Annotated in this window: 22 protein-coding genes; 10 read left to right on the forward strand and 12 right to left on the reverse strand. The window is 64.7% G+C overall.

What is annotated here, in order from left to right; genetic code table 11:
- Window positions 1–37: 37 nt before the first annotated feature.
- Window positions 38–2,632: an ATP-binding cassette domain-containing protein gene (locus ABG82_RS20955; RefSeq protein ID WP_043076555.1), complete on the forward strand. Its 2,595-nt coding sequence runs from the start codon at window positions 38–40 to the stop codon at window positions 2,630–2,632.
- Window positions 2,633–2,717: 85 nt separating this feature from the next.
- Here the strand turns inward: ABG82_RS20955 and ABG82_RS20960 are convergent, their stop codons facing one another.
- The 3 genes from ABG82_RS20960 to ABG82_RS20970 are packed head-to-tail and all read right to left on the reverse strand — an operon-like array spanning window position 2,718 to window position 4,602.
- Window positions 2,718–3,272 (reverse strand): pentapeptide repeat-containing protein, encoded by a 555-nt coding sequence (locus ABG82_RS20960; RefSeq protein WP_043076654.1) that lies wholly within the window; start codon window positions 3,270–3,272, stop codon window positions 2,718–2,720.
- A 33-nt stretch (window positions 3,273–3,305) separates the two neighbouring features.
- Window positions 3,306–3,656 (reverse strand): VOC family protein, encoded by a 351-nt coding sequence (locus ABG82_RS20965; protein ID WP_043076554.1) that lies wholly within the window; start codon window positions 3,654–3,656, stop codon window positions 3,306–3,308.
- Between the two features lie 40 nt (window positions 3,657–3,696).
- Window positions 3,697–4,602, reverse strand: coding sequence for an AraC family transcriptional regulator (locus tag ABG82_RS20970; RefSeq protein ID WP_234707982.1), 906 nt, complete (start codon window positions 4,600–4,602; stop codon window positions 3,697–3,699).
- Between the two features lie 107 nt (window positions 4,603–4,709).
- Here ABG82_RS20970 and ABG82_RS20975 point away from each other — a divergent pair, with 107 nt between their 5' ends.
- Complete coding sequence (locus ABG82_RS20975) at window positions 4,710–5,096, forward strand: hypothetical protein (protein WP_131676234.1); 387 nt, start codon at window positions 4,710–4,712, stop codon at window positions 5,094–5,096.
- 92 nt (window positions 5,097–5,188) lie between these two features.
- Here the strand turns inward: ABG82_RS20975 and ABG82_RS20980 are convergent, their stop codons facing one another.
- Window positions 5,189–5,653: a GNAT family N-acetyltransferase gene (locus tag ABG82_RS20980; protein ID WP_043076552.1), complete on the reverse strand. Its 465-nt coding sequence runs from the start codon at window positions 5,651–5,653 to the stop codon at window positions 5,189–5,191.
- A 59-nt stretch (window positions 5,654–5,712) separates the two neighbouring features.
- On the opposite strand from ABG82_RS20980, the gene ABG82_RS20985 reads away from it, so the two are divergent.
- Window positions 5,713–6,174 carry a tRNA (cytidine(34)-2'-O)-methyltransferase gene (locus ABG82_RS20985; RefSeq protein WP_043076551.1) on the forward strand — a complete coding sequence of 154 codons (462 nt, stop codon included), beginning with the start codon at window positions 5,713–5,715 and terminating at the stop codon, window positions 6,172–6,174.
- On the opposite strand, the gene ABG82_RS20990 is transcribed toward ABG82_RS20985, so the two are convergent.
- Window positions 6,171–9,452 (reverse strand): error-prone DNA polymerase, encoded by a 3,282-nt coding sequence (locus tag ABG82_RS20990; protein ID WP_043076550.1) that lies wholly within the window; start codon window positions 9,450–9,452, stop codon window positions 6,171–6,173. The two genes, ABG82_RS20985 and ABG82_RS20990, sit on opposite strands and share 4 nt — an antisense overlap.
- A gap of 170 nt (window positions 9,453–9,622) precedes the next feature.
- Between ABG82_RS20990 and ABG82_RS20995 the strand changes: the two genes are divergently transcribed.
- From ABG82_RS20995 to ABG82_RS21005, 3 genes are all read left to right on the forward strand, one after another.
- Window positions 9,623–10,648: an alcohol dehydrogenase catalytic domain-containing protein gene (locus ABG82_RS20995; protein WP_043076549.1), complete on the forward strand. Its 1,026-nt coding sequence runs from the start codon at window positions 9,623–9,625 to the stop codon at window positions 10,646–10,648.
- A gap of 104 nt (window positions 10,649–10,752) precedes the next feature.
- The gene (locus ABG82_RS21000; RefSeq protein ID WP_043076548.1) at window positions 10,753–11,325 is read left to right on the forward strand and encodes a TetR family transcriptional regulator; all 573 of its coding nucleotides are present in this window, start codon (window positions 10,753–10,755) and stop codon (window positions 11,323–11,325) included.
- 225 nt (window positions 11,326–11,550) lie between these two features.
- On the forward strand, window positions 11,551–12,528 hold the full coding sequence (locus ABG82_RS21005) for an alpha/beta hydrolase (protein WP_109475898.1): 978 nt from the start codon (window positions 11,551–11,553) through the stop codon (window positions 12,526–12,528).
- Window positions 12,529–12,855: 327 nt separating this feature from the next.
- Here the strand turns inward: ABG82_RS21005 and ABG82_RS21010 are convergent, their stop codons facing one another.
- Both ABG82_RS21010 and ABG82_RS21015 read right to left on the reverse strand, forming a co-directional pair.
- Entirely contained in the window at window positions 12,856–13,383 is a 528-nt protein-coding gene (locus ABG82_RS21010; RefSeq protein ID WP_407661891.1) for a PH domain-containing protein, read from the reverse strand.
- Window positions 13,383–13,841 (reverse strand): hypothetical protein, encoded by a 459-nt coding sequence (locus ABG82_RS21015; protein ID WP_043076547.1) that lies wholly within the window; start codon window positions 13,839–13,841, stop codon window positions 13,383–13,385. The genes ABG82_RS21010 and ABG82_RS21015 overlap by 1 nt, the downstream gene beginning before the upstream one ends.
- Window positions 13,842–13,970: 129 nt before the next feature.
- On the opposite strand from ABG82_RS21015, the gene ABG82_RS21020 reads away from it, so the two are divergent.
- Complete coding sequence (locus ABG82_RS21020) at window positions 13,971–15,983, forward strand: SDR family oxidoreductase (RefSeq protein WP_043076546.1); 2,013 nt, start codon at window positions 13,971–13,973, stop codon at window positions 15,981–15,983.
- Here ABG82_RS21020 and ABG82_RS21025 read toward each other — a convergent pair.
- Entirely contained in the window at window positions 15,961–17,268 is a 1,308-nt protein-coding gene (locus ABG82_RS21025) for a flavin monoamine oxidase family protein (RefSeq protein WP_043076545.1), read from the reverse strand. The genes ABG82_RS21020 and ABG82_RS21025 overlap by 23 nt on opposite strands.
- Window positions 17,269–17,407: 139 nt before the next feature.
- Between ABG82_RS21025 and ABG82_RS21030 the strand changes: the two genes are divergently transcribed.
- Window positions 17,408–18,439 (forward strand): nucleoside hydrolase, encoded by a 1,032-nt coding sequence (locus ABG82_RS21030; protein WP_043076544.1) that lies wholly within the window; start codon window positions 17,408–17,410, stop codon window positions 18,437–18,439.
- 10 nt (window positions 18,440–18,449) lie between these two features.
- Here the strand turns inward: ABG82_RS21030 and ABG82_RS21035 are convergent, their stop codons facing one another.
- The 4 genes from ABG82_RS21035 to ABG82_RS21050 form a co-directional block, all read right to left on the reverse strand.
- Complete coding sequence (locus tag ABG82_RS21035) at window positions 18,450–20,060, reverse strand: DNA polymerase Y family protein (protein ID WP_196770497.1); 1,611 nt, start codon at window positions 20,058–20,060, stop codon at window positions 18,450–18,452.
- Window positions 20,038–20,730 carry a hypothetical protein gene (locus tag ABG82_RS21040; protein ID WP_043076650.1) on the reverse strand — a complete coding sequence of 231 codons (693 nt, stop codon included), beginning with the start codon at window positions 20,728–20,730 and terminating at the stop codon, window positions 20,038–20,040. Before ABG82_RS21040 ends, ABG82_RS21035 begins: the two co-directional genes overlap by 23 nt.
- A 114-nt stretch (window positions 20,731–20,844) precedes the next feature.
- The gene (locus tag ABG82_RS21045; RefSeq protein WP_043076542.1) at window positions 20,845–21,492 is read right to left on the reverse strand and encodes a LuxR C-terminal-related transcriptional regulator; all 648 of its coding nucleotides are present in this window, start codon (window positions 21,490–21,492) and stop codon (window positions 20,845–20,847) included.
- Entirely contained in the window at window positions 21,489–22,766 is a 1,278-nt protein-coding gene (locus ABG82_RS21050) for an ATP-binding protein (RefSeq protein ID WP_162269201.1), read from the reverse strand. The genes ABG82_RS21045 and ABG82_RS21050 overlap by 4 nt, the downstream gene beginning before the upstream one ends.
- An 83-nt stretch (window positions 22,767–22,849) precedes the next feature.
- Between ABG82_RS21050 and ABG82_RS21055 the strand changes: the two genes are divergently transcribed.
- Both ABG82_RS21055 and ABG82_RS21060 read left to right on the forward strand, forming a co-directional pair.
- The gene (locus ABG82_RS21055; protein WP_043076541.1) at window positions 22,850–24,019 is read left to right on the forward strand and encodes a PspC domain-containing protein; all 1,170 of its coding nucleotides are present in this window, start codon (window positions 22,850–22,852) and stop codon (window positions 24,017–24,019) included.
- Window positions 24,012–24,305, forward strand: a complete 294-nt coding sequence (locus ABG82_RS21060; RefSeq protein ID WP_043076540.1) for a hypothetical protein — start codon at window positions 24,012–24,014, stop codon at window positions 24,303–24,305. The genes ABG82_RS21055 and ABG82_RS21060 overlap by 8 nt, the downstream gene beginning before the upstream one ends.
- Window positions 24,306–24,308: the final 3 nt, after the last annotated feature.

The raw sequence follows: 24,308 nt of genomic DNA on the forward strand, positions 1-24,308 counted from the left end.
ACTGACCACTGGCTGTGAACCGATACAGTCGGTAGCGATGACTGGTCGGGAAGCACCCACTCTCACGGTGGCATTCGACGGTGACGAGCGAAAGTTCGCACCCGGGCACGATATTCATATCGGCCGCGATATCCACGCCGATGTACGCATCACACACCCGTTGGTGTCGCGTATCCACCTGATAATCAGGTTTGTCGACGGCAAATGGATCGCCGAGGACCAACGCAGTCTCAACGGCATGTTCGTCAACGGCCGTCAGGTCGGTTGGGTCGAGGTGCGCGATGACACCGTGATCAACCTGGGCGATCCGGGCGGCCCACGGCTGACCTTCGCGCTCGGAGGCCTGGGCAGCGAGACACAGCTGGGCATCGCTCCCCCGACCATGCGCGGGTATGTCTCGGGCACCCAACAGCAGACGCCCTACACCGGCGCTCAGCAGCCCGGCACCACCGGCCAGCCGTACTCAAGTGCCCAGCAGCACTACCCCACCGGCGGGTACCAGTCCGCCCCGCAGGCATACGGCCAGCCGCCCAGTCAGCAGCATCCGTACGGAGCCCCGCCGTCGGCCGCCCATACCTACGGGACACCCAGCACCTCGGGCCCCACCCGGCCGCGCCAGCAATACCCGTCGGAACCCATCCCGGCGCCTGCCTCCTATTCCAGCGAGCCGGTTGAGCCCTTCGGGACACGGGCGATGCGCGCACTGGGCATCGGCGGCGCGCCCAAGCCGACACCCGGCGCCATCACCGTCGGCCGCGCTCCCGACAACACCATCGTCGTCAACGATGTGCTGGCCTCGCGCCACCACGCCTTGTTGCTTCCGACAGCGGGCGGCCTGGAGATCCAGGACCTGCACACCATCAACGGCACCTTCGTCAACGGCGTCCAGGTGGAGCAGTCGTCGCTGCGCGAAGGCGACACCGTCACCATCGGTAACGTCGACCTGGTCGTCCAGGACGGCACGCTGGTCAAGCCGACGATGGCCACCCGGGTCGGCGGCCTTGAGGTGCAAGGCATCGACTTCGTCGTCGAGGGCGGCAAGAAGCTGCTCGACGACATCAGCTTCTCGGCGGGTCCCGGCTCGCTGACCGCGGTGATCGGACCCTCCGGCGCCGGCAAGTCCACCCTGGCCCGGCTCATCGTCGGCAACACCCAACCGTCGGCGGGCAAGGTGTCCTTCGAGGGGCACGGGGTGCACGCCGAATATGCCGTGATGCGAAACCGCATCGGCATGGTGCCGCAGGACGATGTGGTGCACCCGCAGCTGACCGTCAGCCAGGCGCTGCATTACGCCGCCGAGCTGCGCCTGCCGCCGGATACCACCAAGGAAGATCGTGAGCAGGTGGTGTCCCGGGTTCTCGAGGAACTCGAGATGACCAAGCACGCCGAGACGCGCGTTGACAAGCTCTCCGGTGGGCAGCGCAAGCGGGCCTCGGTGGCCATGGAGCTGCTGACCGGCCCGTCGCTGCTGATCCTGGACGAGCCCACCTCCGGTCTGGACCCGGCGCTGGACCGTCAGGTGATGAGCCTGATGCGCCAGCTCGCCGATGCGGGCCGCGTGGTCGTGGTGGTTACCCACTCACTGACCTACCTGAGCTACTGCGACCAGGTGCTGCTGTTGGCGCCCGGCGGCAAGACCGCCTACTGCGGGCCGCCCCGTGGCATCGGCCAGGAGATGGGCACCACCGACTGGGCCGACATCTTCGCCAATGCCGCCGCCGATCCCGACGGGGTGCATCAGGCCTATCTGTCGCGGCACCCCGCCGCGAACAAACCGGTCACGGCGGCAAGCAAGCCCGGCGATCTGGGCAAGCCCCCCAAGACCAGCCTGCTGCGGCAGGTCTCCACGGTGGCGCGCCGCCAGGGACGGCTGATTCTTGCCGACCGCGGGTACTTCATCTTCTTGGCGCTACTGCCGTTTGTCCTTGCGGGCCTGGTGTTGTCGGTGCCTGGTAGTGCCGGTTTCAACGTGGCTTTGCCCGACAACCCGAACGAACCGGGGCTGTTGCTGGCGCTGACGAACCTCGGTGCGAGCTTCCTGGGTCTGGCGCTGACCATCCGCGACCTGATCGGTGAGCGGGTGATCTTCCGGCGTGAGCAGGCGGTGGGTCTGTCGGCCACTGCCTATCTGCTCGCCAAGATCATCACCTACTGCGGTGCTGCCATCGTGCAATCGGCGATCATGACGGCCGTCATCGTGATCGTGCGCGGCGGACCCACCCAGGGTGCGGTGCTACTGGGCAGCGCGAACTTTGAGCTCTGGGTGGCCGTCGCGGCAACCGCGTGCGCGGCCACGGTGTTGGGCCTGGTGCTGTCGTCGCTGGCCACCTCGGCCGAGCAGGTGATGCCGATGCTGGTGATCGCCACCATGACCCAGATCGTGTTCAGCGGTGGTCTCATCCCGGTGACGGGTCGTGCCGGGCTCGAACAGCTTTCGTTCCTCTTCCCGTCGCGCTGGGGTTTTGCGGCCACCGCCGCGACCTGCGATCTGCGCAAGCTGGTGCCGGTGGGGCCGCAGGACGAGTTGTGGAACCACGATGCCGGCACCTGGCTGTTCGACATGGGCATCCTGGCGCTGCTCTCGCTGGTGATGGCCGGGTTCGTGCGCTGGCGCATCCGCCTGAAGGCCTGACCCTCCCCGCCTTCCCGCCGAGTGTGAGCGCTAGTGCGCACACTCGGCGGAAATCGCGCCCTACCCCTCACACTCGACGCGAGGTTTAGCCCCCGTGCACGTCCAACCCGTGCGCGGCCGCATAGGCGACGGCCTGGGGCAGATCGACTTTGGCGCCGACCAGGGTGGCGGTGGTCCACAACGTCGGGTCGATGCGCGCACCACGCAGGTCGGCCCCATCGAGTTTGAGGTTCTGGGTGCGGGCGCCGGTGAAGTCGGCACCATGCAGATTGGCCTTACGCATATCGGTGCCCACCAGGTTGGCCTCGCGAAAACGACAGTCCGACAGATCCATCTCACGCAGATCGAGCCCCGCGAGCGAGGACAGCGTGAAATCGGATTCGGTGAACTTCGACGGACGCACCCGGCAGTCGGTGAAGGTGGAGCCGAGCAGGCTGCACTGCCGGAACTCCGAATGCCACAGGGAGGTGCGGCGGAAGGTGCAGTTCCGGAAGGCCGAGCCGATGTGCAGCGACTCGGTGAGGTTGGCACCGCTGAAATCACATTCGGTGAAAACCACGCGCTCGGTACGCAGTTCACGAAAGTCCTCGTCGTAGAAGGTCTCTGCGGTGATTTCGCGGTCTGTCCAATGCTCGGCCATGACTGCCATTATCTCCGCGACGAGTGACACCGCTTAGACGAAGCTGCTCGAGGGCTGATGCAGCCCAAATCGCACGCCTTGATCGTCGGTGCAGAAAGCGAAGCGCCCAAAGCCCGGTTCCTCCGGTCCAGGATCCTCCGCCGCACCGCCGAGTTCGCGAACGGTCCGGACGGCTGCTTCGATGTCCGCGACGCCGAAGAATATGTCTATCCGGCGGTCTTCATCGTCATTGTGCAGTCCGCCGTTGATGCCGCCCGTCTCGAGCCAGGCCTGCCCACTCTCGCCCATCGCATGGGGCGTCCAGCCCAGCAGTCCCTGATAGAACTTCTGTGCGCGTACCGCATCGGGCACGCCGATCTCAAAAAAAGTCGGTTGGCCAGTCATCGTGAATTCCTCTCCGCCGTTTAACGTGACGGCAGCGACGCTAGGCCCGCGATTCCCCCTCGTCTTGTACAAATGTTCCGCGAATGCCCGGATCGTGTATGCCGGGCAGGTCCTCGTATCGCAGCGCGGTCAACTCTCCCGGCGCGCACCCCGCGAACATCCTGAAATCCCGATTGAAATGCGCTTGATCGAAGTAGCCACACGCCACAGCGATTGAGGCGAGCGATCGGTGCCCCGGTGCGGTCAGCAGCGCCATCGCCCTGCCAAAGCGAAGCACACGTGCGGCGGACTTGGGAGTCAGGCCGACCTGGCTACGGAAGCGACTCGCCAATCGAGCACGACTCCAACCGGTCTCGGCCACAATCTCACCCACAGAGGCGGTCCCGTGGGTTTGACTCAGCAGGCGCCACGCCCAGGCCACCTCGGGGTCGGGCTCTGGGCCATTTCCCGCCGCGCGTACCAACATCGCATCCAACAGGTCGAATCGACGGGCCCAATCGGGCTCAGCGGCAAGGCGTTCGGCCAGGTGGCGACCCTCGTTGCCAAACAAGTCGTCCAGGCCAACCGCGCGATTACTGATGTCATTCATCGGCAGCCCGGTGATCCGGTACATCCCCAGCGGCGTCAACCGCACCTCAAGGCAGTGCTGCATGCCCTGATGCAGGGTAGCGGTGGGTCCCTGACACGCGCCGGCGCCGAACGACTGCCACATCCGTGTGGACCGCGTGTCCGCGGCATCGGTAACAAGCAGTGGATCACCGAATTCCACGATGAGCACCGGGTCGACACCGGCGACCTCGCGGCGGTCGACGGGTTTGTCGGAATACTCGCGAAACTCCGTGTATCCATGCGCAATCCCGGCCAACGCCGCGTCGGGCGGTCGGCTCACCGACTCCCACGCCGCGTCGCCGGGGGTCCCGCACTCGTATGCGGCCGGGCTGCCCATAGCTCCATCGTGCCTCATCGCCGCGAGCACGGATACTGTGGTTCGTCTTTCGAATCCTGTTCCCCGAAGTACAGTGCGCTCATCGCGTCGGGATTGAGGAGGGAACTGTGCGAGCTTTCCTGGTTATGCTGGCCACGCTCATAGGCTGCGCCCCAGTCAGTTATGCCGATCCCGTCAAGTTCTCCAGCAACAGCGACCTCGGTACATGGCTGGCATCGAACGGATTCAGCTGCGTACCCGCACTCGATTTTCTGCTGTGCTCGTATCAGGAGAGGGCGCATACGTGGCAATTTCAGGCGGTCAATGGCGATACCACCGCCAAACGAAAGGCAAGCTGCGACGTGGGTACGGCATTGAGCCAAAGCCATCTGCAGGGCGAGACCTGGGCACTGTTCTCGGGAAAGGGAGATGGCGCCCTACCCGGGATGCTCGAAACGATGAACGCGAAGGGTTTGACGGACGGGAAGATCGTCACCGCATGCCCCTACAGCTAGCCTGATCCATGTTCAGAGTTCTGAATTCATTAGCCGGCGAACATATTCCGCTGAACACGTCACGACTCTGTGCCGCTCCGGGCAATCCTGCGCTACTGGATGTCCAGTGTCATGAAGGTGCTGTGCGGGTCTTCGGCATAGCTGCCGAAGGGGCCACACGCAACGAACCCGTGTTTACGGTAGAGATCCCGCGCGGGGGCGAAAAATTCCATGCTTCCGGTCTCCAATGAAATTCTGCGCACTCCCCGACTCTTCGCGTCATCGAGGGCGTGCGTGAGCAGCGTCGAGGCGACACCCAAGCCTCGGCGCCGCGGATCTGTGCGCATGCTCTTGAGTTCTTCATGCCACACCGAGATTCTTGCTAGCGCAACGGTTCCGACGAGGTTTTGTTCTTCGGAGGCAACCCACATTCTGATTCCAGGTTTCTGGAGACCCGCAGCGTCCAAGGCATGCCGACTCTCTGGGGGTGCTGTCGGCGCCATGTCGTCCAAGTGAGCCTGCAAGAACGCCAGTAGCGCGGCATTCTGGAAATCTGCCGGGGTGATCACAAGCGCCACAAACTGTTCTCCATCGCTTCCGCGGATAGACCTCATCGCCTCTAAACCATAATGGTGAGATGTTCTCCGTGCTTTTCCACGAGCCCCGGATCGCTCCCAACACCGGGAACGCGATCCGGATGGTGGCAGGCACCGGGTGCGAGTTGCATCTGGTGCGGCCACTGTTCGATCTGTCCGAAGCCAAGGTGCGCCGCGCCGGCCTGGACTATCACGACATGGCGTCGGTGACGGTTCACGAGAGTCTGTCCGCCGCCTGGGAATCCCTGAAACCCCAACGGGTGTATGCCTTCACCGCGCATGCCAGCGTCACCTACACCGATATCGCCTACCAGCCGGGCGATGTGCTGTTGTTCGGTCCGGAACCCACCGGCCTGGACGCCGAGGTGCTCGCCGACCCGCATGTCACCGAAAAGGTACGCATCCCGCTGTTGCCAGGGCGCAGGTCGTTGAACCTGTCCAATGCCGCCGCCATCGCCGCGTACGAGGCCTGGCGTCAGCACGGCTTCGTGGGCAGTGTCTAACGAAAGTCTCTCGAGGTGGAGCGGACCTGAAGATCCAGCGGTCGCAGCTGATCGGCCACCACGGAAACAGCGCCACTGGCGTTTTGCACCTGACCACGGATGATCAGCGCCTGCGCGGTCACCGCCAGCTTGCGATGGCGCGACCACAGCCCCACCGAGCACACCACGTTCACCATGCCCGTCTCGTCTTCCAAGTTGATGAACGTCACCCCGGCCGCCGTGGCCGGCCGTTGCCGATGAGTGACCGCTCCCGCCACCAACACTCGTGACCCATCGGGCACATCGAGGAGCCCCTTGGCCGGAATGACCCCCAACTCGTCGAGGTGCTTGCGCAGGAATTGGGTGGGGTAGCTGTCCGGTGAGACTCCGGTGGCCCACACATCGGCGGCAGCCTGCGTCACCTCCCCCATCGCCGGAAGCACTGGGATACGCGACGACACTCCGACACCGGGCAATCGGTCGGGTCGCTGGGCGGCGGCAGCGCCCGCCACCCACAGCGCCTCACGCCGGGACATGTCGAAGCAACCCAACGCACCCGCCGTCGCCAGCGCCTCGACCTGCGCCGTGGTCAGCTGGATGCGGCCGGTCAGGTCGAGCAGAGAGGCAAATGAGCCGTGCGCTTTTCGCTCCTCGACAATGACCTGCGCTAGCTCGTCGCCAATATGGCGGACGGCGCCCAGGCCGATCCGCACCTCCAGGCCCGCATTCTCCAACGTCGCGTAGGACAGGCTGGCATTCACGTCGGGCCCGTGCACGGTGACACCGTGCCGACGCGCATCGGCCACCAAGGATTGCGGCGAGTAGAAGCCCATGGGCTGCGCGCGCAGCAGCGCCGCACAGAACGCGGCGGGGTGATGCAGCTTGAACCAGGACGAATAGAACACCAGCGAGGCGAAGCTTTGCGCATGGCTTTCCGGAAAGCCGAAATTGGCAAAGGCGTAGAGCTTTTCGTAGATCCGGTCCGCCAGCTCGCCGGTGATGCCGTGCAGGTTCCGCATGCCCTCGTAGAACCTGCTGCGCAACCGTTCCATCCGTTCCGGCGACCGTTTGGAGCCCATGGCCCGGCGCAGCTGGTCTGATTCGGCGGGGCTGAACCCAGCGACATCGACGGCCAGCTGCATCAGCTGTTCCTGAAACAGCGGCACCCCCAGCGTCTTGTCGAGTGCGGCCGCCATGGAGGGATGGTCGTGCTGCCAATTTTTGTCGATCTTGTTGTACCGCCGGATATATGGATGCACCGAGCCCCCCTGGATGGGCCCGGGACGGATCAAGGCCACCTCCACCACCAGGTCGTAGAAACACTTGGGTTTCAGCCGGGGCAGCGTGGCCATCTGAGCACGCGACTCCACCTGAAACACCCCCACCGAATCGGCGCGGGCCAGCATCTCGTAGACCGCCCGCTCCTTCAGATCGATATGAGCCAAGTCGACATCGATGCCCTTGTGCTCACGGACCAGGTCGATGCAATAGTGCAGCGCCGAGAGCATGCCCAGCCCCAGGAGATCAAACTTCACCAAACCCACTGCCGCACAATCATCTTTATCCCACTGCAACACACTGCGATTTTCCATGCGCGCCCATTCGACAGGCACCACATCGGCCAGCGGCCGATCGCAGATGACCATGCCGCCGGAGTGGATGCCCATGTGGCGGGGGAAATTCTTGATCTGCTGAGCCAGTTGGATCACCTGCGCCGGTATGCCGTCGACCTCCGCCGCATCGGCCAGACCGCCCCAATGCCCCATCTGCTTGCTCCAGGCATCCTGCTGCCCCTGCGCGAAGCCGAGCGCTTTGGCCATGTCCCGCACGGCCATCCGACCACGATAGGTGATCACATTGGCCACCTGCGCCGCGTACTCGCGACCGTACTTGTTGTAGACGTACTGGATGGCCTGTTCCCGTTCGTCCGATTCGATATCGATATCGATGTCCGGCGGCCCATCACGGGCCGGCGACAGGAACCGCTCAAATAGCAGACCATTGGCCACCGGATCGACATTGGTAACCCCGAGGGCGTAGCAGACCGCCGAATTGGCCGCCGAACCACGACCTTGGCACAAAATATTGCTGCGACGGCAGAACTGGGTGATGTCGTGCACCACCAGGAAATAGCCCGGAAAATTCAGCTGCGCAATGATTTCCAGCTCACGCTCGATTTGAGCGTAGGCCTTCTGCGCGCCGGGCCGGGGGCCGTATCGACGCTCGGCACCTTCCAGGGCCAGATGCCGCAGCCAGCTGTCCTCGGTGTGACCGGACGGGACGTCGAACGGCGGCAACTGCGGGGCGATGAGCCGCAGGTCGAAGGCGCACGCCTCCCCCAGCTCGGCGGCTGCCGTCACCACCTCCGGGCAGTGCGAAAACAGCCGCGCCATCTCATCCCCGGAACGCAGATGCGCCCCACCCACTGGATCCAGCCAGCCTGCCGCGTCATCGAGGCTCTTGCGCGCCCGCACCGCCGCCATCGCCATGGCCAGCCGCCCACTCTTGGGTGTGGCGAAATGTGCTGCCGTGGTGGCGATGACGCCGACACCCAAGCCCGGGGCCAGCGCGGCCAGCTCGGCGTTGCGTTCATCGTCGTCCGGGTGGCCATGCCTGCTGAGTTCGATGCTGACCCGATCGGCACCGAATCGATCCACCAGATCGGCCAGCGCCTTCTCGGCGGCAGCGGGACCGCCGGCGGCCAGAGCCCGGCGTACATGCCCCTTGCGACACCCGGTCAGAATGTGCCAATGCCCTGCGGCGGCCTCGGTGAGCGCGTCAAGGTCATAGCACGGCTTACCCTTTCGATCTTTAGGTGTTCCGCCCGATAAGTGCGCGGCGGCCATCTGCCGCGACAACCGCCGGTACCCCTCCTGTCCGCGGGCCAGCACCAGCAGATGTACCGAATCCTCCGTATTGCCCTGCCCACCCAGGGATAGTTCCGCGCCGAACACTGTGGGCAGGCCGAGTTCCTTGGCGGCTTCCGCGAAACGGACGACCCCATAGAAACCGTCGTGATCGGTGATGGCCAGCGCCTTGAGATCCAGGCGCGCGGCCTCCTGCGCCATCTCCTCCGGCAGGCTGGCACCGTCGAGAAAGCTGAATGCCGAGTGCGCGTGCAGCTCCGCATACGGCACCCCCGAGCGCCCACGCTCCTGCGGCGGCGGCTTGTAGGGCGGACGCTTTCGGCTCCATGCGGGACCGTCCCCACCATCACCCGGTGGGGCATGGGGATTGAGGCGCCCGTCGAGCACCCGTTCCATTTCCGCCCAGGTCGGCGGACCCTGCGACCAGCCCACCCTCACAGTATATCGAACATATGTTCGATACGTCCATGCGGGATCGGCTTCCATCATTTATCCCAGCTAAGTAACTATCTAGTTATTGATATTTGAGAATACGTTCGCTAGCCTTCACAACAACGGGGCAGATAACCCTGCGGCACATACTCAGCCAAGGAGAGATCGTTATGAAAGCCATTGTCATGACAGGCGCCAACCAACCCTGGCAAGTACAGGAGGTGCCCACCCCCACCGCAGAACCTGGCCAGGTTCTGGTCAAGGTCCATGCCTCCGGCATGTGCTACACCGACGCCTGGGCAACCCAGGGCTTCGGCGGCGACATCTACCCACAAACTCCCGGCCACGAAATCGTCGGTGAGGTCGTCGAGGTGGGCGCCGGCGTACACACTCGCCAGGTAGGAGACAGAGTGGGCGCCACCTGGGTGCAATCCGCCTGCGGGCGCTGCGCCTACTGTCGGGAAAACCGCCCCCTGACCGGCCAGACCGCCATGAACTGCGCGAATCCGCGCACCTCAGGATTCTCCGCACAAGGCGGTCACGCCGAGTACGTCGCGCTCGCCGCCGAGGGCACGGTGCTCTTGCCGGACGGGCTCCCCTACGAGCTGGCCGCACCGATGATGTGCGCCGGATACACCACCTGGAGCAGCTTCCGGGACGCCGCACCACAGCCACACGAACGGGTGGCCGTGGTAGGTATCGGTGGCCTTGGACATGTCGCGGTGCAGCTGTCCAAGGCGAGCGGATTCGAGACCATCGCGATCACGCACTCCCCCGACAAACGGGATCTGGCCCTGCAACTCGGGGCCGATCATGTCGTCGCAAGCGGGAAAGAGCTGCTTGAACTGGGTGGCGCCGACGTCCTCATGGTGACAACAAATGCGTTCTCCGCCGCTCAAGAGGCAATGGCAGGACTGCGACCGGACGGCCGTGTGGCGCTCAGCGGCCTGGATTTCAACCATCCATTCTCGATCTCGTCCGAAGGCGTGCCCTTTCACATGATGCGACAGAAGGTGATCGGTTCAACGCACGGCGGCCTTCAGCGACTTGCCGAAGTGCTCGACTACGCCGCCAAGGGACGGGTGAAGCCCATCGTGCAGACCTACTCCCTGGATCAGGCCACCGAGGCGTATGACCGCCTCGTATCCGGCCAGGTGCGCTTCCGTGGAGTGTTCACCCCATCCACGGCCGGCTAAAACTCGCACCACAATGCGGGGTCGGGGGTCGTCACCGGCCGGGAATCCACCCGGCCGGTGACGGTTGGCTCATCATGCGGTCGCTTGGCTCTAGGCTCAGGGACATGCCGCCCGATGCCTCTGCGACCAAGAAGCGGCTGCTCGACGCCGCGTTCGCGGAGTTCGCCGAGCACGGGCTGGCCGGTGCGCGCGTCGACCGGATCGGCGCCGCCGCGGAAGCCAACAAGCGGTTGCTCTACGTCTACTACACCAACAAGGAGACGTTGTTCGACACCGTCGTCGCGCATTCCATCCAGCGCATGTCGGATGCGGTCCCGTTCACTCCGCAGGATCTGCCCGGCTACGCGGGCGCGTTGTTCGACCACCTCATCAAGCATCCCGAGCACCTGCGGCTGGCCACCTGGGCCCAGTTGGAACGGCCCGTCGCAGGCCCTGCCGAAACTGCGGCCTACGCGTCAAAGGTCGCTGCGATCACCGAAACACGGCCACCTACAGGTGATGCCGAGCCGGCCGACATCTTGGCGCTCGTGCTCGGACTGACCACCGCCTGGCTCGGTGCCTCGCCGGCCCTGCGCGGCCTGACCGCAGCCGAGCCCTTCAGCCCGGAGCGCCTGGCCGCACACCGGACCGCACTCATCGCGGCGGTCGAGGCCCTCATCGCCATCGCGGGACGATGACCGGCTCTGTCGCCACAGCTGAAGCACTCCACATCGCCCGATAGCGTGCCACAACACCCTCGCCCAGCAAGATCCTAAATCGGGCTCACACACCCGACCGGGGGCACTGGTTACCTACACGTCCAAAGCTAGGCTGTCGGTCGCATCTAGGTAACTAACTAGATAGTATCCATCTACCAGCTATCACTCACCATGGTCCGCAACATTCAAATGGAGGAACACCAAGTGGCTCAGCATGGCAACTACACAGTCGAAAAGGTCACCTTTCCCTCGCACGGGGAAACCCTGGTGGGAGACGTGTACCGACCGAAGGGCGACGGCCCGTTCCCGGCGGTCGTGACACTCGGGCCCTACTCGTTCGAAAAGGAACAGGCCCCCACGCAATATTCGACCCGGCTAGCCGACGAGGGGTTCGTCGCACTCGCTTTCGACCCGCGTACGGTCGGCGAGTCCAGCGGTCAGCCCCGTAGGCTCGAGAACCCGGTAATGAAGAACGAGGACGTGGTCTCGGCACTCAGCTACCTGGTGGGCAGATCAGATGTGGACGCATCGCGCGTCTTCGCGCTTGGCATCTGCCAGGGTGGTCCCGAGCTGCTCGATGTGGCGTCCTATGACGACCGGATCAAGGCAGTCGCCTGCGTGACCGGCTACTTCCGTGACGCGGATGCCGACCTGTTCCCTGTCACCGCGGGGGTCGTAACCAACCCATTCGACGAGGCTTCTCTGCCATCGCGGGAACAGCTAGAGACGCTGCTGTCGGAGCGTTTGCAGCGGGCACGTGAGGCCAAGGAGCTCTACGAGACGACCGGGGAAGTCGTCTACCAGCCGCTGGTCTCCCCTGATCTCGCCGACCCCACGGTGGGCTCACGAGCGGGATTGCCGGGCCCGGCGGTGTGGGCTTGGTATGGGCCGTGGACGCTGAAGGGCTTCGAGAACCGCTACGCCATCATGAGCGACCTGGACCACTTCGGATATTCCACCGTTCCCGGCATCGCGAAACTCCAGAAGCCTGCGATCGTCTTCCACGGTGACTACTGCTTGAGCCCCATTTCCGCCAAGCGGCACTTTGAGTCGATCCCTACCGCAGACAAGAAGCTGGTCTGGGACAACGACGTGTTCCACTCGGAGTACTACGACACCCCTTACGTGGTCGACCGCACTGCAGGCGCTGCTGCCGACTGGTTCCGCGAACACGGAGCCTGAACAGTTCTGCGGACCGGAAGTCGTATATGAGATTCACGACGGTAGTGAGCGCGGCGGGCCACAGGCCCGCTCCGCTCGACCGTGCCGGATTGTCTGACGTACACACTTGACGAAAACCGCGACTAGCCAGCGATCTTCGCGCGGAACGGGCCGCCAACACTGTTGAAAAGCAGGTGTAGCCGTTGAGGAAAACGATGCCCGAGCGGGTGGATACCGCGGGCACCATGGACGTCGACACCAGAATCATTGTCGGAGAACATAATTAGTCCATCGCAGTGCAGCGATGCTAACACTCAAGGCACTGCCGTGGCAGAGAACAACGTCACCTCATTGATACAGCGAGGCCCCGTCCACCAGCCTGAACAGCTTCTCGACGACGTCTTGCGCGGTCTCGGCATCCAGGCCCACGATCCGCAGTTCGCCCTGGTCCGCCCGGACCACCACCGCCGCCAACCCCAACGACCGCTGCAGTCGGTCCTGACGCAGCTCCACGGTCCGCACCAAGGAAAGAGGAATAACCCAAAAAGATTTGAGCCACAACCTCTTCGAAGCGATGTATACCAAGCTGTCGTCCAGGACGCCCCACCGATACGTCCGATAACGCTGCAGCGGGCGAAGCACCACCCACGCGACCGCACATGACACGCACAGCAACCCCAGTGCGCCAATAACGTGTTGTAGCGGGGTCGTCGCATGGGCGGGCAACGCCGTAACTGCCCACACCGCCGCGACGACCAGAACCAGCGGAATACAGGCCAGTGCGTATTGGACGGCCCAGAGAACCGGTGCCGATCTGCTGGCACCGAGTTCGACCGGCGCGATCGGCGCCGTACGCTCCGTTGACACCGTATCGATCACCGCTGTTCCCTCACCGCCGGAGCAAACCGACGCATCCATACCTGCCGTATCGCGACGGCCACCAGCACGAAAAACAGCACCACGACCGGCGACCAGACGATCGTACGGTCGAGCTCACCGAGCGCATAGGCGATCAGACCCAACGAGGCGAACGGAATCACCACCGTCCACACGGCAATCCACCGCCGGACAATGGCCAACTCGACGACGGCCGTGATCACCACCACGCAGAAGGCGACCCAGGCCACCACGCCCACCAGCTGCACGGTGGGGTCAAACGGCACATAGTCGGCATAGCGGCGTGGCTGACCGTCGGTGAGCGGGGTGTATGCGGTCCACCCGCAATCCCAGCCCCGTGGGCCCAAGCCCCGGTTCACCAAGGCGGCAACCACAAATACCCACCAGGCAACGTTGCCCGCGCCGCGAGCGGCGGTGAACACCTGGGTGCGCGACATTCCTGGAGTATTCCCTATGGCTAACTCGGCGATGACGAACTTGTCACACATCGTTGACGAAACACCCCAAAACGGCAACGATGGCTCCAAACGGGCCGATAAGCGGTCTAACAGTCTCAGGGGTAGCGCGTGAAATACATCGTCACCGGCGGCACCGGCTTCATCGGACGACGGATCGTGACCCGAATCCTCGAGACCCAACCGGGCGCCGAAGTCGGCGTCCTGGTACGTCGCGAATCCCTGTCACGTTTCGAAAAGCTCGCCGGACAATGGGATGACCGGGTACAGCCACTGGTCGGTGATCTCACCCAGCCCGATCTCGGCCTGCCCACCGAAGGAGACCCGATCGCCGCCGATCACATCGTGCACTGTGCCGCGATCTACGACGTCACCGTGGACGACCAGGCACAGCGTGCCGCGAACGTCGAGGGCACCCGATCGGTGATCGCGCTGGCCAAGCGCACGGGCGCCACCCTGCACCACATCTCCTCCATCGCGGTCGCGGGCAGTTACGAAGGCGAATTCACCGAAGAAGACTTTGACGTCAACCAGGACCTGCCGACGCCCTATCACCAAACCAAATTCGAGGCCGAGCTGCTGGTGCGCTCGGAACCCGGTCTGCGCTATCGGATTTACCGGCCCGCCGTCGTCGTCGGCGATTCCAAGACCGGCGAGATGGACAAGATCGACGGTCCGTACTACTTCTTCGGAATTCTGGCCAAGCTCGCGCGTCTGCCCCGGTTCACACCGATGATGCTGCCCAAGGCCGGGCGCTCCAACATCGTTCCCGTCGATTACGTCGTCGACGCCACCGTCGAGTTGATGCACCAGGAGGGGCGCGATGGGCAAGCCTTCCACCTGACCAACCCCGAGGTGACCTACCTTCGCGATATCTACTCCGGCATTGCCGCCGCCGCCGGATTGCCACCCGTACGTGGCTCGCTTCCGCACGCCGTGGCCACCCCGTTCCTGCGGGCGCGCGGCACCGTCAAGGTCTGGCGCAACATGCTGGTCACCCAGCTCGGCATCCCGCCCGAGGTAGTCGACATCACCGAGATCATGCCCACCTTCATCTCCGACGCGACGCAAGAAGCATTGCGCCCCAGCGGCATCAAGGTTCCCCCGTTCGGCAGCTACGCGGGCAGGCTGTATCAGTACTGGCGCAGAAACCTAGACCCCGAGCGGTACCGCCGCGATGACCCCGCCGGGCCACTGGTGGGACGGCACGTCATCATCACCGGCGCATCCAGCGGTATCGGGCGCGCCGCGGCCATCGCCGTCGCCAAGCGCGGTGGCACGGTATTCGCCGTCGCACGCGACGGGGAGGCACTCGATCAACTGGTCACGGAGATCCGGGAGGACGGCGGTAAGGCCCACGCGTTCCCCTGCGATCTCACCGACTACGCCGCCGTCGACGACACCGTGAAGAGCATTCTCGGTCAGTTCGGCCACGTGGACTACCTGGTCAACAACGCGGGGCGCTCAATTCGCCGTTCGGTGGTCAATACCGTGGATCGATTCCATGACTACGAGCGAGTCATGGCGATCAACTACTTCGGCGCGGTCCGGCTGGTGCTGGCACTTCTTCCCCATTGGCGGGAAAGGAAATTCGGCCATGTCGTCAACGTATCGACGGCGGGCGTGCAGACCCGTAACCCCAAGTACGCGTCCTACATTCCGACCAAGGCGGCACTGGACGCGTTCGCCGATGTGGTGGCCACCGAGACGGTGTCCGATCACATCACGTTCACCAATATTCATATGCCACTGGTGAAAACACCGATGATCACGCCCTCCCACAAGCTGAATGTGGTGCGCGGTCTCACCCCCGAACACGCGGCCGCGATGGTGGTGCGCGGACTCGTCGAGAAGCCGACGCGCATCGACCATCCGATGGGCACCGTCGCCGATATCGGGCAGTACCTCACCCCCAAATTGAGCCGACGGGTTTTACATCAGATGTATCTGGCATACCCGGATTCCAAGGCCGCCCGCGGACTCGAACCCGTCGATGATCGCCGGGATCTGTCGACCTCACGGCGCCGTCCCCGGGCAGCCAAACGCGTCGCGGCCGTGTCGCGGCTACGCGTTCCAGGCCCGGTGATGAAGGCGCTGCGCCTCATCCCCGGAGTGCATTGGTGACCTCCCCGGCCGCCCGGGTGCCCGATTCGATGGCTCCATCGAGGTAGCCCGGGTGATCATGCGCCGTTTCGGTACCCGCCCAATGGATATCGGCCAGGGGCGCCGACGATACCGGCAGCTGCACGGTGGCATCGATATCGGGTAAGGCCATATATCCACCGCCGGCATATTCGTCTAGATGCCAAGACTTCTCGTGCCAGTCGGCCGGCTCCAGAACCTCTGGTCCGACATGCTGCGCCAGCGAGCCCAATACCGCGCGGCGCCGGCCGGCCGCGTCCAGCCGATCCATTTCACGCGCTTCGGGACCGCCGACAAGTACGCACAGATGTCCCGGGCCACCCGGCGCGGTGGTGTCGAAGACCGCCCGGCCCGGGCCGTCGAGAACCAGGAACTCACCGCCGCATCGCTGCCTCCAGAAGGGCTTCTCGTACACCGCGATCGCCTTGTACACCGATCCCATATACGTGTGCTGCTGGACGTCGACGCGCTCGGGAGGAAGCTGTGGTTGGAACGCTATCCGCGCCGCCATCGGCGGCGGCACCGTGAGGATGACCTTCGTGGCATGCACTCGGCCCGAGGTTGTTTCGAGGGTGACTCCCTGCTCATCCTGGCTGACCGAGACGACGCGCCGGCCCAGCCTGATCCTCGAGCCCAGCTCTGCGGCCAAACCTTCCACGAGCGCGCCCGCCCCCTCAACAAGCAAGGAGTCCTGGGCACCGCCCTTGGTCGACAACATGGTCCGCAGGCCACCTTGATGGCGGATCATCGACGTCATCGTGGAGACCGACATCCGCTCCACATCGGCCGTCCACGAGATTTCGGCAAGCACCTCCAGCAGCCGTCGCGCCGTGCGGCTTGGCACCTTACGCAGCCAATCCGCCACGCTGGTCGTGTTCCGACGTTCCGGCGTCGCCAGACGCGAGAACACCTCTAGACCGGCAAGAATGAATACCGTCGGCAGCAGAGACGGCAGCTTCACACGGCGGGGACCATCGATCACCGCGGGCAGCGGGCCCGTGTGCATCGGGTACTGGGTGAGGCCGAGTTCAGCGGCGAGCTCCATGACGCGATGGTGATCATGGCCGATCCACTGCCCGCCCAAGTCCAACCGCGAACCCAGCGCGGTGGTCTCGCCCAGCACTCGCCCGCCGAGGCGCTCGGCCGCCTCCAGCACGATCACATCGATCCCTTGCCGGTGCAGCGCGCGGGCCGCCGTCAGACCTGACAGCCCGGCACCTACCACTGCCACGGTGGCCAATTCCCGCGGCCCCTCGTCCTGGCCCATCCCATGCTCCCTTCCGGGCAATCGGCGTCTGTGACCCATACTAACCTAGATTCAGTCAGTCGTATGACTTTCTCTTAGTGAGGCGCTCTACCGCTTGTCGAAACCGTGGACGGAGCTAACTGGCGGTAGGTTGACGCCCATGGTTCCCGTTTTTGCCGACGTCGATACCGGAGTGGACGACGCACTGGGATTGATCTACCTCCTCGCTAGCGAGGAGGTAGATATTGTCGGTATCGCCTCTACTGCGGGCAATGTCTCGGTGGACCATGTTTGCGCGAACAATCTGGGCCTACTGGAGCTATGCAAGGCCCCTCAGATTCCGGTATCCAAGGGTGTCGCCGAGCCGTTGAGTGCGGCACTGCGCACCGCCGAAGACACGCACGGCCCCACCGGACTCGGATACGCGGCACTGCCGGATACCACCCGCACACTCACCGAGTACGACTCGGCCGAGGCCTGGGTAAAAGCAGCCCGCGCGTACCCCGGTGAATTGGTGGGCCTGGCGACCGGCCCGCTTACCAACCTGGCACTGGCCCTGCGCACCGAACCAGAGTTGCCCAAACTCCTCAAACGGCTCGTGATCATGGGCGGCTCGTTCGACTACCCGGGCAACACCACACCGGTGGCGGAATGGAACGTCGTGGTGGATCCGGGTGCCACGGCGGAGGTATACGCCGCCTGGGGAGCCGCCGGCGTGCAAGAACTTCCGATCGTGTGCGGCCTGAATCTCACCGAGACGATCGCCATGACACCAGAGCATCTGGTCAAGCTGGCCGATGCCGCGGGCGCCACCACCACTCCGCTGACCGTGCTCGACTCTCCGTCAAGCCGATCAGGGGCAAGCAATTCGGTGCTGCGTTTCATCGAGGATGCCGCGCATTTCTATTTCGAATTCCACATGAAGCAGGACGAAGGGTTCCTGGCACATATGCACGATCCCTTCGCCGCCGCGGTGGCACTGGACCCATCACTCGTCCAAACCCGTTCCGCAACGGTCGATGTCGAGCTGACCGGAGACCTGACGCGTGCGATGACCATCGCGGACTGGAAGGGCCAGTGGGGCCAGAAACCCAACGCGCAGATCGCGGTGGAGACCGATCCCGAAGTGTTCTTCCAGCTGTTCATCGAGCGAGTGAGCGCCTTCGCCCGAAAAGTCGATGAAACCGGCTGACACCCTTCCGTCATTCATACACACCCTCCACATACCAACGTTGCTTGCGGAAATGCAGCAGTAGCGCCTGGCCACCGCCCTTACCTTCGAGCAGTACCTGGGCCCGTGCGGCCACCGATACAGAAACCGGCTCCCGCTCCTCCCACCACCTTTCGTCGATAGGCCACGGTCCCGCCCACCAACTCAACTCCCAGCGCCCATTGCCGCGCCGGACCCTGGCCGGTTCCCCCGAGAACATCCCCCGCCCGGTCACGGTCACCGGTACCCCGTCGATATCCAACAACTCCACCGGTTCATCGGATAACACCACCGGAGCCGGATCGGGCAGCCTACCCGGCCATGGAGCATGGGGGTCGGCTCGCGGCCTCAGTTCATCCCCTAAGGGCACCAAGGTAATTCGTTCGGACGGGCCACGCCCGCCACTGATCACTCCCACCTGCACCGACTCCTCTCCCAACAGATCCTGAACCCGTGTCAACGCGCGGCGTGCCCGCTGCCGCTCCTCGGCGCCCACCGCTCCCCACAACGTCAGCTGCAATGCCTCGGCGGTCACCACCTCGACCGGTTCCAGCCGCAGCATCGCCACCGGCCCATCCAGGGACCGGCGCCGGGCAAGCCAACCGTCCAGCTGCCAGCGCACCCTGTCCGCGGTCGCTTCCTCGGTGAGCGGTTCGGCACACCGCCACACCCGGGACAGCTCTTGCCCGTCCACCGTGATGGCGTGGATGGCCAACCGGGAACAGGCCACCCCGGCCGAGGACAGCCTCTCGTGCAGATTCACCGCCAACGTTCGCCCCGCGAAAGCCGCCGCATCCACCCGATCGATCGGCGGATCACAGGACAGCTCAACCCCCAACTCCGCCGGGACGGCATGCCCCGAGGGCGGACGCTGCGGTTCGGCTCGCGCATGACGGTGTGCCTGCACCGCGTCATCATCGAACCGCGAGGCAACATCCGCCCGCGCCAGTTCGGCAAAAGCTCCGATGGTACGAATACCCATGCGCCACAACAAATCCACCAAGTCTTCACGCTGCGGGTGACACAGGCTGGGTTCAGCGGCCAACTCCTTGACCGACAATGGGGCCAGGAACTGCGCATCGCCACCCGGCGGTACCAGCGCCGCATGCCGCGCGGCATATACCGCCGTGGACATTTGATCGGCAATGCCCACCTGGCATTCGGCCCCGGCCACCGAGACCGCATCGGCCAGCCGTTCCGCCGCCGTCTGCTCGCTGCCGAAATACCGCGCGGCGCCGGTCACCGGCAGTGCCAGCAGCCCGGGACGCAGAATCTCAGCCCCCGGCACCAAATCGTCCACCGCCGCGATCATCGGTTCGAAGAACCGCGCGTCACGATCGGCATCGGCCACCGCGACATGCAGTAGTGGACAACGCGCTTGAGACTCGCGCCGTCGCATACCCCGGCGCACTCCCAGCGCCCGCGCGGCGGCGGTACATGCCGTCACCCTGTTGGCCAGCGTCACCGCCACGGGCCGGGTGGCAGGCAGATCTGCCATGGCCGCAGCGGCCACCGCAGGCCAGTCCGGGCACCAAATCGCCAGCACCCGTGGCGCTTTGCGCCGCCTCTTCTCCGGCTTGTCAGGCAGATCTGATCGCGCCACGGCTGCCACACACCTCCCGACCGCTCCGGCCTCGCACCCGCACCGCCGTCCGCACCCCACGAATCCGCCCCAGACCGCAGGCCGACACCCCGTCGTATCCCGTCACCTGCGCCTGCAACCGCATCGAGGCGCCTTCCCAGTCCCCATCGACGGCCAGCAGCGTGCACCCATTGCTGTGCGCCCGGGCCACTATCGCGCGAGCCGACGTCGAAGTCACTCTGCGCCCGCCCAGGCCCAGCACCACCAGATCCATCCCATCCATAAGCACCGAGGCCACCTCGACCGCACTCAGGCCCGGGCGGGGAATCAACGCCAGGCGGCTCAGGTCTGCCCCCCGCTCCACCGCGGCCAACACGCTCACGTCCGGCAGGCCCACAATCGCGGCATAACCGCCTGCGGCCGTCACCGAAGCCACCACATCCAAGGGCAACGACCGGGCCCCACCGGCCACCGCGACCGTGCCGCGCCGCAACACATGACCTATCGATCTGGCCAGCGCTTCGGAGCCCGGCAGCAAAGACTGCGCATCCGGCAGCACCTCCTGAAAGCGCCCCGCCGCGGACCGGTCACCGCCAACCTTTCCCGATATCGCCGCCATCTGCTGCCGGAGCTTTTGTAGCTGGTCAGCACGGTTTACCAGCGTTTCGTCAGCGGCCGCCACTGCCGTCACAACCGCACCTCCAGACACACTCGACTAGAACATATGTTCGATGTCTGGAGTAAACACCTCGCCACCGACAACCGTCAAGGCAGGCAGGTAGGCGCGAGAGCTATCTGCCGAGCGTCAGTCGAGCTGACGAGTATGCGCCCAGCGCGTCAACGCGTTGCGATTGGACTGCTGAGTCTTGCGCAACACATTGGAGGCGTGCGTCTCCACTGTCTTGACCGAGATCACCAAATCCTCGGCGATCTCCCGGTAGGTGTACCCCCGGGCGAGGAGCCGCAGCACCTCGAGCTCACGCGGAGTCAACGAATCCAGCTCCGGGTCCAGCGCCGGCTCCGGGGCATTCGATCGCCCAGTGAAGGAGTCGAGCACGAACCCGGCCAGCCGCGGGCTAAACACCGCATCACCACCGGCCACCCGGCGCACCGCATCGGCGAGCTCGCTCCCCGAAATCGTCTTGGTGACATAGCCTCTGGCCCCCGCCCTGATCACCGCGATAACATCCTCGGCGGCATCGGACACACTGAGCGCCAGGAAAACAGGGCACACCGGTCCCAATGTTCCGTTGATGACGGCAACTCCGCCACCGGAAGGCATGTGCACATCGAGCAGCACCACATCCGGTGCACTGGCGCGAATTCCGGCGACCGCCTCACCTACCGACCCTGCCTCGCCCACAATCTCGATATCCGCTTCACCGGCCAGCTCCGCCCGCACCCCGGACCGGAACACTCCGTGATCGTCGACCAGGAATACCCGCAACATCATTCTTCCTTCCCGTCGACGTCATTGGTCTTGTACGGCATGGTAATTCGCACCTCGGTACCCTTGCCGATCTCCGACTTGATCTGCACCTGCCCGCCCCGGCGCAGCACTCTGGCCTTGATGGAGCGCGCGATGCCCTGCCGGTCCTGCGGTACCTCCTCGGGATCGAACCCCTTACCCCGGTCCCTGACGAAAACACTGATCTGGCCGGGTTCCACCTCGGCGTACAGGTTGATATCCGATTGCCCGGAATGTTTGGCCGCGTTGACCAATGCCTCACGGGTGGCCCCGACCAGCGCCCGGCCGGTCTCGGGCTCCAGCGCCAGATCAGCATCGCCGACTATCACCGGACTGACCGCCACGGTGTGCGTGTCCTCCACCTCTCCTGCCACGGCGCGCAATTCCTGAGCCAACGACGAATCCGACGAGGCCCCCGAGGAGAACAGCCAGCTGCGCAGCTCCCGTTCCTGGCTGCGGGCCAGGCGCAACACCTCGCTGGGGTTGTCGGTGCGTTTCTGGATCAGCGCCAGCGTCTGAAGCACCGAATCGTGCAGATGCGAAGCGATCTCGTCACGCTCCTCGGTGCGGATGCGCGCGGCCCGCTCGATGCCGAGCGCACGCCACAACCGCAACCACAGCGGCACGGTCAACAGCACCGCGCCCACCAACGTGGCCGCGATGGCCACCAACGAATCACGCAACGAGGACAGGTCCACATTGCGCAGGACCACCACCGCGATGCCGCTGAAAACCAGCGCCGCACCGGCGATCACCCGAACCAAAGTCAGTATCGACGGCCGGCCAGGGGCACCCAGAACCGCCAAACTTGGTCCCTGCGCGTCGAATTCGCGCCACACTACCGCGAGACCGGTCAACGCCAACACAATGGGGAAAACCAACGATGCCGTCGAACCGCTGATCGTCGACATCAGGATGATCAGCGCGGCAAGGCTTAACAGCAACAGCCCGGTGGCCCGCCTGCGGTCGGTGGGGCTGACCGCGGCGATGTCGTCGCCCGGCGGCATCAGCATCCACAACAGTCCGTACGCCACGATGCCCATCCCGCTGGCGGCTCCCAGCACCGCGAAGGCCAACCGCACCCGGAACACCGGGACGTCGAGGTGATCGGCAAGTCCTCCGGCCACTCCGGCCACCACCCGACCACCGGTACGCCGACGCAACGGCGGAGCGGCGGTCAGCCGATTTCCGCCGGAGAAGGCATTCCGGAACCTGGGACTCACCTCTGCGATACTGCCATGGCAAAGCCCCGATGACATCGGGCTCATCCCTGAAGCGCTATTTCAAAGATCAGGGTGAATCCTGATGGCGGACATGCGCGTGACTGGGCACCATAGCTGTCATGGACACGGATACCACCACCAAACGGACACCGTCCTCCACACTGACAGACATGTGGCGGACTCGTCCGTTGCGGCTGCCCGGCCACGGCAAGCTAGCCGGTGTTGCCGCAGGAATCGGCTACCGCTACAACGTGGATCCGCTATTGGTCCGTGTAATTTTCGTGGTCACAACGATTTTCGGGGGTGCGGGCGCCATCATGTATGTGGCGTGCTGGCTCCTCATGCCCACCGCCCGGTACACCACCCCGTATCACGAATCCAAGCTCAAGATGGTCTTCTGGATCATCGTTCTGCTGCTCATCGGCGGACCGTTCATCGGCCCCGATCGCGACCCCTGGGGATTCGTCAGCGCCGCGGTGCTCCTCGGCGGCTGGTATCTGCTCTACCAGCGCCAAAGCGAGCCGCTGGCGGCTCCGCTGTCCGCTACCGACCAGCCACCCACCGCCGGTGCTCAGCCGGACCCCGTGACGGCTCCGGTGGACGTACACAAGACGGAGGCCGACCCGTTGTCAGCACCGCTGCCACCGCCTCCGCCCACCTGGGATCCGCCCGGGATGTCACCCTTCACCTGGGATCTACCCGACCCGACTCCCCTACCCGCACCGCCTGCCAAGCCCAAGTCCCGCGTGGCCCCGGTGACCATCGGCGCGATGCTCATCGTCAGCGCCGTGCTCGTGGCCATCGGGCTGCTCGGCGGCAGCTGGGTGACACCGGTGGTAGTCACCGCGACAGCGCTGGTGATCGTGGGTGCGGGCATGCTGGTGGGCGCCTGGCTGCGCAGCGGCTACTCATTGCTCTTCCTAGCGATCCCGCTAGCCGGCTTCGTCGTGGTGGCATCCTCGATAGGACCGCTGGAGGTTTCCCTCAACGTCGGCGACCAAAGCTACCGCCCCACAGAGGCTTCCGAGATCGACGACTACTACGAGATCGGCATCGGCACCATCACCCTCGACCTGACCGAGGTCACACTCACCGGCGACAGGACCGTGAACATCGATGCCGGGATGGGCGATATCGAGGTGCTGATTCCGCCGTCCATGAACGTGCACACCAGATGCGAGGTAAGCGTGGGCAGCTTCGACTGCCTGCCCTCGCCGACCGGCACCGGGCCGGTATTGACCATCAATGCCACAGCCAACGTAGGAAGTATCGAGGTGCGACGTGCCTGAAAATACCAATGAACCGGCGGCCGATACCGATATCGCCGCGAGCAACACGGAAGTGGCAGCTCAGGCGGAACCCGCACCTGACGCCACCGGCAAGGAGAAGGCCCGGCCCTCCATCATTCTTGCCCTGTCCGGACTGGTCGCGGTGCTCATCGGAGGGTGGGCTCTCACCGGCGAGGACTTCGTCGAGCTGATCCACAGCGACCTGCTCGGCTGGCTCGCCATTGCCATCGCCATCGCCATCGGCGTTGCGCTGGTTGCGGTTCCGACCCGGCGCAACCGCGGTTAGCGG

The sequence above is a fragment of the Mycobacteroides immunogenum genome, assembly GCF_001605725.1.
In the GTDB taxonomy this organism is placed as follows: Bacteria; Actinomycetota; Actinomycetes; order Mycobacteriales; family Mycobacteriaceae; genus Mycobacterium; species Mycobacterium immunogenum.